Genomic DNA, 12,420 nt, shown 5'->3' with positions numbered 1-12,420 from the left:
CCGCCTACTTCTCGGCGATCGCCGCAGAGAGGTTCTTCTGCATGTCGGCGAGGGCGGCATCGACGGGCTGCGAGCCGCTCATCGCGGCGGCGGCGCTCTCCTGGATGGCGGCCGTGGCGTCGCCGTAACGCACCACGACGGGCCGTGGCGTCGCCGTGGCCAGTGACTCCTTCAGCGTGGCCAGGTACGGGAACTGCTTGCGCAGCGCCGGGTCGTCGTAGAGGTCGGCGTACGGCGGGGCTGCCGAGTTGACCTTCAGGTTGGTGCGGGCGTTCGCCTCGTTGGAGAAGAACTTGATGAAGTCGAGCGCGGTCGCCTTGTTCTTGGCGAACTTGCTGATCGCGAGGTCGAGTCCGCCGAGGCTCGACTTGCCGGGCCCGGTGAGGCCGGGCAGCGGGGCGACGCCGAACTTTCCGGCCACCTCGCTGGAGCCGTCCTTGGCGCCCGCAAGCGCCCACTGGTACGGCCACTGCCGGTGGAAGAGCAGCTTGCCCGCCTGGAAGGCACGCCGGCCGTCCTCCTCCTGGTAGGTGGCGGCCTGCTTGGGGATGGTGCCGTCCTTGAAACCGTCGACGAGGAACTGCAGGCCCTTCTTGGCCGCCTTGGTGTCGACCGTCGCCTTGCCCTTGGCGTCGACGACCTCGCCGCCCGCGGAGGCCACGGCCTCGGAGAAGTTGACGGTGAGCCCCTCGTACTTGTCGAGCTGGCCGGCGTAGCAGCCGATGTCCTTGCCCTCGGGGAGCTTTTGGACCTTCGCGCAGGCCTCCTTCATCTCGGCCCAGGTGGTGGGGGGCTTGGCACCTGTCTTGTCGAGCAGGTCCGAGCGGTAGAACAGCAGCCCGGCGTTGGTGTTGAACGGGACGGCGTACTGCTTGCCGAAGTAGTTTCCGGTCTTCACGACGGCGGGGATCATCTTGTCGAGCGGGAACTCCGTGGCCGGCAGCTCGTCGATCCACTGGTTGGCCGCGAACTCGGCGACCCAGATCGGGTCGAGGTTGAGCACGCTGTACGCGTCCGACTTGGTCTGGGCGTTCTGGATGAACTGCTGGCGCTGTTGATCCGCGCTCTCCGGCAGTTCGACCAGGGTGACCTTCTCGTCGGGGTGCTGCTTGTTCCAGCGGTCCAGCTGAGCTTGCAGGGTGCCGGTGGTGTCCTTGCCCGAGGCGAGGGTGATCGGGCCGCGGTCGTTCGACTTCTCCGGGCCGCCCTTGGAGTCGGACGAACCCGAGTCGCCGCACCCGGCGAGCACCGACGCGCACATCACCGCGGCAAGGGCGGCCGCGGCCCGCCGCCGCGGTCTGGTTCCCCCGTGCAACGAAGGTGTCCGTCCCACACCCAACACGATCCGCAACGAACTCGCCGAACTCACCGAACTCACCGTGCCCTCCTCGCTGTCTGACCTGAAGGTCGCGGGCCACACCACACACGGCTCCCTGCGGCGGCTCGTCGACGACTGAAACCCCAATTTGATCGTTCAAGATGGCCCCGGCAGTGCGCCCCGTCAACCCCTGGGGAGGGATTCTTCGCACTCCAGCCGACTCATCAGGGTTCCTGAGAGGCCGTCCGAACCGTTCTGCCCTCTTCCGCCATCCTGGAAAATTTGATCGTTCATATAGGCTTCGTCGTTTGTGATACCTGTCTGGGATCCTGTCGGCGGTCTGGAGGACAGGGCGCAGGGCGGGCGCCCGGCCGCGTTCGGTGATGGGGCCGCCGTCGAGTGCGTCTGGCGATCACCGCGCGCGTCCCGTAACTGCGTGCGTCCCGGGATGCTGGGCTCGACTGGAGGAGATCGCCCGCCGGGCCGGGGTGGGATCGGCGACCCTGCACCGGCATTTCCCGTCCCGGCGCTCACTGCTCGAAGTCGTCTTCCATGACCGCGTCGAGGCGCTCTGCTCCAGGTCCCGGGAACACGCCAATCGCAGCAGCCCCGACGCCCTCGTCTGCCGTAAGGGCGGCGCGCCCGATTCCGAGCCCGGCAACGGTCAGGGCAACGGGCTCCGGTCCGCAGGCCTGGACCCGACCCGCCGCCAGTACGTGTGACACCGCTCCCTGCACAGTCCACCAGCAGCCGCGCAGGGGGCGTCTCGTCATGCTCTTGGGGTGGTCCTGCTCGGGGTCCCGCCTCCAGTGCCCCCTTGCCGGGTGGTTTGGGTCATCGCTCGTGCCTGGTAGGCCGATTGATTGCGTGTCAGTTCCTCACCGATTGTGGGAGGTACCCATGAAGTCACGTATGGCTCTTGCGCTCAGCGCGGCTGCAGCGGCGCTCATCGCAGCGATGGCATCACCTGCGGCCTTGGCCGCCACGGCTGCTTCCGAACACGTAGCCCGGACCACCGCCCCGGCGGCCCAGACCGCTCAGGATGACCCCCCGCTCTACCGATGCCAGCAGATCAGGGTGGACTCCTCGACCACAGTCGAGGGTATCGGCTGCATTCCCCCCACCAATCCCGAGCGTTCGTTCTACATCCAGGACCCACAGCGCACCTATTTCTGCGGTGCCGGGTTCTACAACGGCCCGTACCTGTTGGGCTTCGAGTGCGTCAGGCTCTGATCCCCAGGCGGCCGTGAGCGGTACCGTCTGACGGCACGATGATCCTCGTCTCGTACAGGGCCCCGGCTGTGCGTTCGGCTCGGGCCCTGTATGGCGACGGGCAGGCTACGCGGCTTCGACGACTTCGATCCGCCGCTCGGCCGCCACCGCCACGACCCATTCCTCCACCAGTTCGGCGTTACTGGGCCCGTGCCGTCCCGTACAGCAGGCACCCGCACGCGGCGACGAGCGCACGGATTTCCTCGTTCACGGCCGCCGACGAGCGCACGGAACCAGGGCGTTGGGGGGCATTTCTTCAGCCTAGCGAGCAGAACCGCGAATCCCTCATGGCCGCCTCAGCTCTCTTCAGAGGACGCAGACGAAAATGGCCTCGCCCCATACCCTGACAGTGACGAAGCTGCAAGGAAGGGGCGAGACCGTGCCAACTGATGCTACCCCGGACCCGTACGCCGACCCGTTGGTCTTCGGCCAGCGGATGCAGATCTACCGCCAGCGACGCGGCATGAGCCGCCCCGTACTCGCCGGGTTCCTCGGCAAGTCCCCCTCGTGGGTGAAGCAAGTCGAGACCGGCAAAATCCAGGCCCCCAAGTTGCCCACCATCCTCCGCATCGCCGAGCTGCTCCGCGTCCGCGACCTCGCCGATCTCACCGGCGACCAGACCGTACACGCGGACCTCTTCATTGGGCCCGGCCACCCGCGGCTCGCCGCAGTGAGGGCAGCCGTCGACGCGTTCCCGTTCCCCGAGGACAGGGAAGCCCCGACCGCGCTGCACCTGCGACACCGCCTCGATCGGGCCTGGTCTGCCCGTCACTCGGCCCCGAACCATCGTGAAGTCATTGGCCAGTTGCTGCCTGACCTGATCCGGGACGCACAGCTCGCGGTGCGGCAGGCTGAGACCAGCGAGGACCGTAGGGCAGCGCAGGCGATTCTTTCCGAGGCGTACAGCCTCAGCCAGTTCTTCGTGGCCTACCAGCCTGACAGCGCCCTGTTGTGGCGCGTCGCCGAACGCGGCATGGTCGCCGCGCAGGAATCGGAAGATCCGCACGCCATCGGCGTGGCGGCATGGCTGACCGCACAAGCGCACCGCGACAGCGGCCCGAACCACTTCGACGTCGCGGACGCCGTCACCCTTCAGGCGCTGCGCTACCTCGACCCCCACCTCCCGGACGCCGAAGACCAGGTACTGGCGATCGCCGGCGCGTTGCAGTTCGAGGCCGGGTACACGGCGGCCAGGCGCGGGGAGAACGGTACGGCGTGGGGGTGGTGGGACAAGGCGGAGAAGACCGCGAAGAAGCTGCCTGCCGACTACTACCATCCCGTCACGTCGTTCTCGCGGGCCATCATGGGCGCGCACGCGGTCACTGTGGCGGTTGAGCTGCACCAGGGCGGCGAGTCCGTACGGCAGGCTGCGAAGGCGGACAAGAACGTCATCAAGTCCCGGCCCCGGCGGGCAAGGCACCGTATTGAGGAAGCCCGCGCGTATCAGTTGGACGGGCAACCAGACACCGCTCTGGCGACGTTGGAGAAGGCGCACGAGGCCGCGGCGGAGACGATTCAGTACAACGGGTATGCCCGGCGGATTGTGCTGGAGGAGACCGAGGCGAGGCAGCCTGAACGGCGTCGGCGGGCTTCGGAGTTGGCGGTGAAGCTCGGCTTGCTTGCTGCCTGAGCCGAACGCGCGGGCGGAGGGGCAGGATTCCTGCCCCTCCTTCGTTTCCGGCGCCTCTACGGTCCCGTGTGTGACACAGATCACCGGGACCGTGGAGGCGCGAGCGATGGAGACGAAAAGCAGCAGCGTCGAAGCTCTCGCCTTACTCCCGCTGCCTGATCTCGCGCAGCTGTCCGAGTATCAGATCAGCGGCAAGATCTGCGTGTGGGATGGCGCCACCCTCGGCCCCGACGCCGTCGACCTCGGTCAGCGCCGCATCAACGGTCGCACCGTGTTCCCCCGTGCCTGCCGCCGCTGCATGCGCGCTCACGCCGCGGGGTCCGACGCCGCGCACAGGACCCTGTGCGAGCAGTGCGTCGACGACCAGGCAGTAGGCAGCGACACCGTGTGCGACACCGGCCGAGCACTGCGCCGCCTCGTCCTGGAGTCCGGCCGATGATCCAGCGCCCTCTCACCGAAGCCGGGGCGCGGTACTGGGACACGTGGGCCGAGTTACTCGACCACGGCGCCGGATGCGCCACCTGCCGAACTAGGCCATGCCCCGAAGGCGCCCGCCTGGAGGAAGCCCACCGGGAGGCCAAGAACCAGCTCAGCAAGGAGAGGAGGGCCAGGTGACCTCGAAGCAGCTCATCATCGCCGCCAAGGACATCCCGGCCGCCCCGCAAGGAATCGGCGGCTACTGCTGGGCCACGCATACCGGCAAGGGCGTGCACTGCACCGAGCCGCATCGGCACTCCGGCCGCCACTGGCACCCGTACACCAAGACGAGCTGGTAACACCACCGAAACCCCCTGCTGCTGGCGCCGCCGACCGTCGGCAGCAGGAAGGACCGACCCGGCTCCCCAACCGGCCGGGTCGCAAGTGCACTGCTCCACACATCCACCTCAGATCAGAGGAGATGAGCATGTCTGCACCCGTCATCGCGCCAACTGTCGAGAAAACACCCGGCACTCCCCAGTTTCTGTGGCTCGACCTCACACGTCAGTGTCAACTGAAGTGCAGTCACTGCCACAACGGCTCCGGCCCGGACGGTACGCACGGCACCATGACCGCCGACGACTGGACGCGCGTTCTCGACGAGTCCGCCGCAGCCGGTATTCCCCACGTGCAGTTCACTGGGGGCGAGGTCACCATGCACCCCGACGCGCCGACCCTGATTGAGCACGCGCTGACGCTCGGCCTGAAGGTCGAGGTCTACAGCAACCTCGTCCATGTCACCGCCGCTGGTGGCAGTTGCTTCGGCAACAGGGCGTCAGCCTGGCCACCTCGTACTACGGCGGGGAAGCCCAACACAACGCAATCACGGGGCGGCCCAGTCACGCCCGGACCCGAGCGAACCTCGTGCGGGCGGTGGAGTACGGCATCCCGCTGCGGGTTTCCGTGATCATCTCCGACCCCACCGACACCGGCGAAGCGGTGAAACGGGATCTTCAGGCCATGGGCGTACGGGACGTGCGCGTCGACCACGTTCGGCCGTTCGGGCGCGCGGCGGACGGACAGAAGCCGTGCACGGACGACCTGTGCGGGCGGTGCGGGGACGGGCGCGCGTCCATCGGCCCGTACGGCCAGGTCTCGCCCTGCGTCTTCTCGACATGGATGGGAGTGGGCAACGTCCAGGACACGCCCCTGACGGCTATCCTCGACGGCCCCGAGATGGCACAGGCCAACGCGACGATCCGGCAGGGGCGGCGCCTCGGCGTCTCCCGCGGCTGCGGCCCCAACAGCCCGTGCGGCCCCGACAACCAGGACAAACCCTGTAGCCCCGACACCGACGACGAGTGCAGTCCGGGAACCCCCGGAAGTGACTGCACCCCGAGGAACTGAACGGAACATGGACACCGATCTTCCCGAAGAGGCGATTCTCCCCCTGATCCGGGAACACACGGGCCCGATCGCCGAGAGCCGACGTACCGAGCGCGGCTTCAGCTCCGATCTGACGGCCATTGTCGACTGCGCGAACGGGCCCTACTTCGTAAAGGCCATGCGCAACCGCCCCGGCGGCCGGCGGAAGTCCCTCATCAGGGAACGGCAGATCAACGCCTACCTCGGACACATCTCGCCACCTCTGCTGTGGGACGTGGAGGCCGAAGACTGGCTGGTCCTGGGCTTCGAAGTGGTCGACGGCCGGTCGGCCGACTTCGCGCCCGACTCACCGGACCTCCCCCTGGTGGTCGACGCCCTCCGACAGATCGGCCGGCTGTCCCTTCCGGAGATCGCCCGCGACTGGACCGAGACTCGATGGGACCGATTCACCTCGGACAGCTCGGAGGCCGAGTTGTTCAAGGGGGACTCGCTTCTCTACACGGACATCAACCCGAGCAACATGCTCGCAGAGGGGCGGCGCGTGTGGGCCGTGGACTGGTCGTGGCCGACCAGGGGAGCGGGGTTCATCGATCCTGCGCTTCTGGTCATCCAACTCATCGCGGCCGGGCACACCCCGGCGAGCGCGGAGAAGTGGGCGGCTCATTTGCCCGCGTGGCACAACGCCGATCCGGGGGCGATCGATGCCTTCGCCGCCGCCAACCTGCGCATGAGCCGTGCCTTCGCCGAGCGGAAGCCGGATGAGGGCTGGCTGAAGGCCATGGTCGAGACGGGCCGGTCATGGACCGAACACCGCGGCGTGACAGCTGGTTGATCCCAAACCGCCCCGCTCGTCCGCTCCCCCCCCCGTGGCGGATGGGCGGGGCCTTCCGATGAGGGTCGCGACGCGTCGGCATCTTGATGTGGGAGAACCCGTAGGCGACCGCTTCCTGTGCGAGCAGCGTGCAGTGGGGCGGTGGCAGAGCGGCCGGGAGCGCGTACGCGTCTCCGCTATCGCTCGAATATAGTCCAGTCCCCCGATCGGGTGACCGCATCCATGATCGCGTGGGGACTTGGACTAATTGTGGACTCTGATCATGAAAGAGGCCTCCCGTTCGAATGAACGGGAGGCCTGTCACCTCTCTGACCTACTGTGCAGTCCGTGCCCCCGACAGGATTCGAACCTGCGACACCCGCTTTAGGAGAGAGGCTAGGGCATCCTGCCGGTGACCTGCGGTTTCGCTGGCCGAGCTTGAGGGCACAAAAGCGTCCGCTGGCCACCCTCGTTGACCGTGGCTGACCCCAGCATCTGGCACGGCTGTGGCACGAAAAGCTGGCCCGGCATTTCACGTGTTGGTCTAACTGCCGTCGGCCGGATCTTCCCAGTGCCAGGGCAACACTGGAGGTAACCAGGCGCTGTTGTCATCCCGTTCAAGCGCAGGCGGCTCGCAGTCATCGGGCAGGGAGTTAGCGTCGATCACAGCTTCCAGAGTGAACTGGACGTAGCGCAGGTATCCACGTACGTCCCGAATCTGGCGTTCGCGGTTGCCTTGGCCAATGCATCGCCATCCGACATCGAAGCACAGCCGTACCAGAGTTCTGTATCGGGCGCGAACCCGATCGTCCGCAATCGAGAGAAGGTCAGTTTGCATGCCGTGACGGACTGAGCCGAGGGCCGAAGCGCAACGCTCACGAGCCTGCATACTCAACTGGGGCCGGTCCACGCTCAGGTCTGGCAAGGAGGGTAGCCATGCGTGAAGCGTCGCTAGCCGTTCCAAGAGCCGCTGCGCAGCCTCGGCAGAGCGCTGCTGCGTCCATTGACCACGTGCTAGCGCTGTGTTGGAAGCCTCCTGCGATGCGGCGAGCTCAGCCTGAGCCTGGATGGCCCTTGCGGTCTGCCAACGCGCCACGTGCACTGTGATGGCTCCGCCGGCCAACGTCCCTATCAGCGCGCTGGCCGTTTGGCTCGCCAGATCTCCCCAGCTGCTCATGCTGGGATCCTGGCACCGGCGGTGAGCATCAAACCTGGCGCTGAGCTAGGCCTGAGATCGATCAGAGCTCACGATCGAAGCCATGAGCGCTCTCAGCTTGGGAAGCTGCGATCATTCGAGGCCGTTCGGCTGCTGACCTGAGCGAACGGCTGAGGGGTGGCTTCGTCGGGCCTGACTGCGTTCCCTGTGATTCCCCGCTGTTCCCCGTTCAATCTGGTGCGCTTGTGGTGCGTCGGTCGTGGACTGGCCTGGCGCCGTGGACTCGCCGGCCCCGCCGTACAGGTCGGCGCGGAGACGCTCCTTGGCTGCTTCAAGGCGCAGGCCGTAGTCGGGCATGAAGACCTCGCTCAGTGTCTTGTCCAGCGTTCCGGGGATCGCGTAGATCGGCGACCAGACGGCTCGGTTGTGCATGATCCCTTCCAGGTCGTCGGACTGGAACCTGACTTGGTAGAGCCAGTCCGACAGCATGAACGCTTGATCTTGCGTGAGCCTGGCGGTGATCGCTTCCTTGTCCACGCCAGCAACCAAAGGTAGTGAGACGGGCGCGGTCGTGGTGGCAATTCCTGCCGCGCGATGTGCAGCATGAGCTTGATCGGTGAGCGCCTGCATGGTTCGGCCCCTGCGCTGACCAGCGAGCAATCTTGACCGACTGCTCTGACATCCCGGACTAGGTTTGGGCTGGTTGGCGCGCCTGTGCTGAGTGCGCTCACTGCAGCACTGCGTGGACCAATTTTCCATGACCGGCTTCTTGGTGCAGTGGGCCACGCTGGTCGGGCCATGGCAGAGGTGTCTGTCCGCTTGGCTGGGATGAGATGGAGCGCCTATGTGGAGGAACCACTGGGACGACGACTTGATGCAGTTTTTATACGGGCTTGCCAACACCCCGTGTAAATCGTCACGCCCGAAGACCCCCCAGCGTGCGAAACTTCGCACTGGTATGCGCATTGGCCTGCGAGCAAGCTGAGATGCCGCTATCCTGCTTCCCTCTGGCTCTTAGAGTCACTACATGATCGCTTGTTGCAGGGAAAGGAAAGCGCATGCTTTCAGGTGCCGAAATGGCGATTCTGGCCAGTGCCCAGCCCGTCCTCGAGCGGGCAGCTGGAAGTGCACTCGGGAAAATGATCCCTTCACCTATGAACGCGATCCGAGAGAGGGTGCGTAATAGGGGTACACGCAAGCGAATCAAAGCCGAAGAGAACGACCGAAGCGAGGCAGGGCAGAACAACCCAGAATTCGCTAGGTCGCTCATGGATTACCTCCAGTCGATTGAGTTCTCAACACTTGCCATGTCGATCTCTGTCAATCAATTTACAATTAGCGGCAAGAGGAAACAAATTAAAGGATTGGAGGCGGCGAAGAGAAACCTCGCCGATGCAATTTCGTCGCTTCCTGGAGCAGGTGAAATCGACATCGAAGGAATTGTGGGAGAAGTTTGGCAAAGTCTAGTCAGTTCAATTGTCGAAAAGATCGACACTGTAAGATCTTCAGAATCTTTTCCGGCTAGTAGTCGCGCCGCCGTAGTGCGAATGGCAGCCAGTTTTGCGCGGGCCGATATGTATCGATCGAAATTTCTGAGAGACGCGGAGCTCCTTGCCGACTATTACGAATTCGAGGAAGCTCTCAAGGAGCAAGTCAAAAGTTTGCATGCGACGATGAAGCTCCCCCACGCTGGTACCACACGCAGAGTTGCCTATAGCCGCCTCTTCGTCGAACCGACATTCAGCATGCCGGGTGAATCGGTCAAAAATCGACGCTATATCGGACAAGATACCCCCACTCTCAGTGAAATTATTGCAACTTCGCATCGAACAGTAATTCTGGGGGATCCGGGTGGGGGGAAATCTACCCTTTCGCTGAAACTTGCCTATGACATTGCGCGAAATGCTTCTTGTGGGGCGTCTGCCAAGGTTCCCTTCTTGGTAATTCTTCGAGACTATACGAGGGACTTCGAAGCTGGGAAGACAACAATGATTGAGTACCTCGAAAACCTCTGCAAGACGCCCTACAATCTGGAGCCACCTGCCGGGTTTGTCGAGTACTCACTCAGCGCAGGCAGAGCCTTTGTTATTTTCGATGGTCTTGACGAGTTGATCGACACGTCGCTGCGTAGAAGAGTAGTCGATCTAGTCGAGTCATTCGCGTACAAGTATCCAATGGTGCCGGTACTTGTAACCACCCGCAAAGTAGGTTACGAAGAAGCGCCGCTGGATGGTGCGCTGTTTGGTGATGTCCAGCTCTCACAACTTGCTGACAGTGCAGTTAAGGCGTATGCCGAGAAATGGTTTTCGCTGGACACGAGTCTAGAAAGGCATCGTAGGGAGGAGCTAGCACGTAGCTTCTATCAAGACAGTCGATTCGTTGCTGACTTGACTCGTAATCCGCTGATGCTCTCCCTAATGTGCGGAATCTACGCAAGCGAGAACTATATCCCGGCAAACCGTCCTGAGGTTTATAAGAAGTGCACAGAGCTACTTTTCGATAAGTGGGACAAGCAGCGGGGAATTGTAACTCCATTGCCATTTGACGCCCACGTTAAGTATGCAATAAACGCGCTTGCTTACTCCATTTACTCGCATCCCGACAATCAGTCTGGACTGTCGAGAGATCAGCTTATTAGCTTCGTTCAGCGGTTCTTGTTGGAGAAGCGTTTCGAGGACGAGTATGAGGCAGAAGATGCTGCAACTCAATTTGTAGATTTCTGCACCGGCCGTGCATGGGTTCTTTCAAACGTGGGGTCGGATACCGCACAAGAACTCTATGGGTTTACTCACAGGACATTCTTGGAATACTTCGCCGCGAATCAGCTTGTTCGACTAAACCCCACTGCTGAGCGGCTTTTCATGCAACTGCGAGAAAAGATTGGGAACGCGGAATGGGATGTAGTCTCGCAACTAGCCTTGCAGATCGTCGGGAATAACACCGAGAACGGTACCGATGACTTCCTCGAAAGGGTCATCGAGGCGGCATCAGATTCCAACCTTTCGCAGGAGGCGAACCTTATTGCGTTCGCCTCCCGCTCGCTAAGTTTTGCGGTTCCTAAACCCAGCCTGGTGCGGATGATTTGTAATGCTAGCGTGGAACTCGCTCTACGAATCACGGACCCTGGCTCTTCGAACAAAGACGATTCGCTATTTCTCCGCGGATTGCGATCTTTGCTGCATGCTAATCGTGAAAATCTTCCTTCAGTAGCCAAAAATCTCCGATCTGAGCTTCTCGCGGATGGTCGGATTGACGGCCTGGATGAACTTGACCGCGCCACGAAACTGGCTCTTGCGCTATGCATCTCAACCATGCGGTATACCGGGGTTGACGACATGCTTTATATGGATGATCGGGTTGAGAAGTTTTGGGAGAGCTTTGAGGTAGATAACTTCGAGATTTTCGCGGCGGCGATGCAGTCTCTGGCTGATTCAAATTCATGGGTTGCCATGCAAGGCGCGAATTCGGGCATGTGGTCGATTCAAGGAGTCATTACGAGGTTCGGCCCCGAGGTTCTATTCCAGTTCAGTGTAGGAAGCCTGATTCTCCGCGCACCTTTCGTTCTATTCATGTCGGATAGTGCACAGTTCGAAGATTACCCGCAAATGAGAGCTGTCCCGCAATGCCTGATCGATCTTTCGGAAATCCTCCCAACTTGGCGAGAGCCCTGGTTTAAATCCGACTACGATTATCAGCCAATTGGTCAGTTGGACCATCGAGGCTATGGAATTCTCGGCCGTACGCTGTCTCAGGTCCCTGGTCAGTATCGTGATGCCCTCATCCTCATCGCAGCTGCTTGGGCCGAACTTGCAAGTAGAGATAAGAACTGGGTGACCAGGAACGGTCGGTCTGACAACCGGATTTCTGGACTGGCTGTAAAGTGGAATGCGGCGCGACTGGATCGACAGTATGCACCAAAAGCGCTGCGCTCCATCCGGGCCTGTCAATTGAAGTCGGAAACCATGGAACTCTTAGCGGATTGGGTTGAGGGTAAATATTCCTTCGTGGGCAACCAAAGTCTTTTTGTGCAGCTAGATCGGGCAAGGATTGTTGAACCTGGATAGTCGGTGTTCGGACTCTATGGATTGTGTTAAGCGCCCGGTCTTTGGCGCCATCTGGCCTTCGAGGCAGGGCAACGACCGGTTTTTCTACCCAGGTCGGCGGAGCGGCTTTGGGGTGGCGCTGCTTTGGCGCGAGTGATCATGGCCCCGTAAGCTTCCGGCGCGTCGGGCAGTCTGTGGACCTGCCCGGTAAAGCACGACCTTGGGGCCATGATCTTCGAGGCTCGCGCCAAAGTGGCTCCGTAAAGCCGTGGAGCCGACCGCCCGAGCCACGACGTACCGTTTCTTTGGCATCAGGTGGCTGATTGCTGTGTACGCGGCACGGACGCCGGCCGGGCTGGAGCGGGGCGGAGACAGGAGCGCAGGCCC

At 62.8% G+C, this 12,420-nt stretch carries 13 protein-coding genes and 1 tRNA gene; 10 read left to right on the top strand and 4 right to left on the bottom strand.

Annotated features, from left to right (window positions below; genetic code table 11):
• Nucleotides 1–4: 4 nt before the first annotated feature.
• The gene (locus E0500_RS05630) at nucleotides 5–1,249 is read right to left on the bottom strand and encodes an ABC transporter substrate-binding protein (RefSeq protein ID WP_309504967.1); all 1,245 of its coding nucleotides are present in this window, start codon (nucleotides 1,247–1,249) and stop codon (nucleotides 5–7) included.
• Between E0500_RS05630 and E0500_RS05625 the strand changes: the two genes are divergently transcribed.
• The 3 genes from E0500_RS05625 to E0500_RS05615 all read left to right on the top strand — a co-directional run bounded on the left by E0500_RS05625 (nucleotide 1,209) and on the right by E0500_RS05615 (nucleotide 2,551).
• Nucleotides 1,209–1,457 (top strand): hypothetical protein, encoded by a 249-nt coding sequence (locus E0500_RS05625; RefSeq protein WP_165934904.1) that lies wholly within the window; start codon nucleotides 1,209–1,211, stop codon nucleotides 1,455–1,457. The two genes, E0500_RS05630 and E0500_RS05625, sit on opposite strands and share 41 nt — an antisense overlap.
• Nucleotides 1,458–1,701: 244 nt before the next feature.
• Nucleotides 1,702–2,040 carry a TetR/AcrR family transcriptional regulator gene (locus tag E0500_RS45340; protein WP_399118634.1) on the top strand — a complete coding sequence of 113 codons (339 nt, stop codon included), beginning with the start codon at nucleotides 1,702–1,704 and terminating at the stop codon, nucleotides 2,038–2,040.
• Nucleotides 2,041–2,218: 178 nt separating this feature from the next.
• Entirely contained in the window at nucleotides 2,219–2,551 is a 333-nt protein-coding gene (locus tag E0500_RS05615; protein ID WP_131560745.1) for a hypothetical protein, read from the top strand.
• A gap of 105 nt (nucleotides 2,552–2,656) precedes the next feature.
• Here the strand turns inward: E0500_RS05615 and E0500_RS43550 are convergent, their stop codons facing one another.
• Nucleotides 2,657–2,785 (bottom strand): hypothetical protein, encoded by a 129-nt coding sequence (locus E0500_RS43550; protein ID WP_258572633.1) that lies wholly within the window; start codon nucleotides 2,783–2,785, stop codon nucleotides 2,657–2,659.
• Nucleotides 2,786–3,026: 241 nt separating this feature from the next.
• Between E0500_RS43550 and E0500_RS05610 the strand changes: the two genes are divergently transcribed.
• The 6 genes from E0500_RS05610 to E0500_RS05590 all read left to right on the top strand — a co-directional run bounded on the left by E0500_RS05610 (nucleotide 3,027) and on the right by E0500_RS05590 (nucleotide 6,855).
• Nucleotides 3,027–4,220 (top strand): helix-turn-helix transcriptional regulator, encoded by a 1,194-nt coding sequence (locus E0500_RS05610; RefSeq protein WP_258573169.1) that lies wholly within the window; start codon nucleotides 3,027–3,029, stop codon nucleotides 4,218–4,220.
• 70 nt (nucleotides 4,221–4,290) lie between these two features.
• Entirely contained in the window at nucleotides 4,291–4,659 is a 369-nt protein-coding gene (locus E0500_RS05605; protein ID WP_131560749.1) for a hypothetical protein, read from the top strand.
• 172 nt (nucleotides 4,660–4,831) lie between these two features.
• Nucleotides 4,832–4,996, top strand: a complete 165-nt coding sequence (locus tag E0500_RS05600; RefSeq protein ID WP_165934906.1) for a hypothetical protein — start codon at nucleotides 4,832–4,834, stop codon at nucleotides 4,994–4,996.
• A gap of 128 nt (nucleotides 4,997–5,124) precedes the next feature.
• The gene (locus tag E0500_RS43055) at nucleotides 5,125–5,604 is read left to right on the top strand and encodes a radical SAM protein (RefSeq protein WP_220140453.1); all 480 of its coding nucleotides are present in this window, start codon (nucleotides 5,125–5,127) and stop codon (nucleotides 5,602–5,604) included.
• Nucleotides 5,571–6,044 (top strand): SPASM domain-containing protein, encoded by a 474-nt coding sequence (locus tag E0500_RS43050; RefSeq protein ID WP_220140452.1) that lies wholly within the window; start codon nucleotides 5,571–5,573, stop codon nucleotides 6,042–6,044. Before E0500_RS43055 ends, E0500_RS43050 begins: the two co-directional genes overlap by 34 nt.
• Nucleotides 6,045–6,051: 7 nt before the next feature.
• On the top strand, nucleotides 6,052–6,855 hold the full coding sequence (locus tag E0500_RS05590) for a hypothetical protein (protein ID WP_131560750.1): 804 nt from the start codon (nucleotides 6,052–6,054) through the stop codon (nucleotides 6,853–6,855).
• 331 nt (nucleotides 6,856–7,186) lie between these two features.
• On the opposite strand, the gene E0500_RS05585 is transcribed toward E0500_RS05590, so the two are convergent.
• A tRNA-Arg gene (locus E0500_RS05585) sits at nucleotides 7,187–7,253 on the bottom strand.
• An 869-nt stretch (nucleotides 7,254–8,122) separates the two neighbouring features.
• The gene (locus E0500_RS05580) at nucleotides 8,123–8,620 is read right to left on the bottom strand and encodes a hypothetical protein (RefSeq protein WP_258572632.1); all 498 of its coding nucleotides are present in this window, start codon (nucleotides 8,618–8,620) and stop codon (nucleotides 8,123–8,125) included.
• A gap of 428 nt (nucleotides 8,621–9,048) precedes the next feature.
• Here E0500_RS05580 and E0500_RS05575 point away from each other — a divergent pair, with 428 nt between their 5' ends.
• Entirely contained in the window at nucleotides 9,049–12,054 is a 3,006-nt protein-coding gene (locus E0500_RS05575) for an NACHT domain-containing NTPase (protein ID WP_131560752.1), read from the top strand.
• Nucleotides 12,055–12,420: the final 366 nt, after the last annotated feature.

The organism is Streptomyces sp. KM273126, from assembly GCF_004337435.2.
In the GTDB taxonomy this organism is placed as follows: domain Bacteria; phylum Actinomycetota; class Actinomycetes; order Streptomycetales; family Streptomycetaceae; genus Streptomyces; species Streptomyces acidicola.
The sequence above is the reverse complement of the archived record's forward strand: the minus strand, read 5'-3'. Positions and strand labels throughout refer to the sequence as shown.

Excerpts from the sequence above, each read along its gene's own strand:
- E0500_RS05580 (WP_258572632.1), bottom strand. The coding sequence starts at position 8,620 with ATGCAGGCGCTCACCGATCAAGCTCATGCTGCACATCGCGCGGCAGGA.
- E0500_RS05610 (WP_258573169.1), top strand. The coding sequence starts at position 3,027 with ATGCAGATCTACCGCCAGCGACGCGGCATGAGCCGCCCCGTACTCGCC.
- E0500_RS43055 (WP_220140453.1), top strand. The coding sequence starts at position 5,125 with ATGTCTGCACCCGTCATCGCGCCAACTGTCGAGAAAACACCCGGCACT.
- E0500_RS05615 (WP_131560745.1), top strand. The coding sequence starts at position 2,219 with ATGAAGTCACGTATGGCTCTTGCGCTCAGCGCGGCTGCAGCGGCGCTC.
- E0500_RS45340 (WP_399118634.1), top strand. The coding sequence starts at position 1,702 with ATGGGGCCGCCGTCGAGTGCGTCTGGCGATCACCGCGCGCGTCCCGTA.
- E0500_RS05575 (WP_131560752.1), top strand. The coding sequence starts at position 9,049 with ATGCTTTCAGGTGCCGAAATGGCGATTCTGGCCAGTGCCCAGCCCGTC.
- E0500_RS05590 (WP_131560750.1), top strand. The coding sequence starts at position 6,052 with ATGGACACCGATCTTCCCGAAGAGGCGATTCTCCCCCTGATCCGGGAA.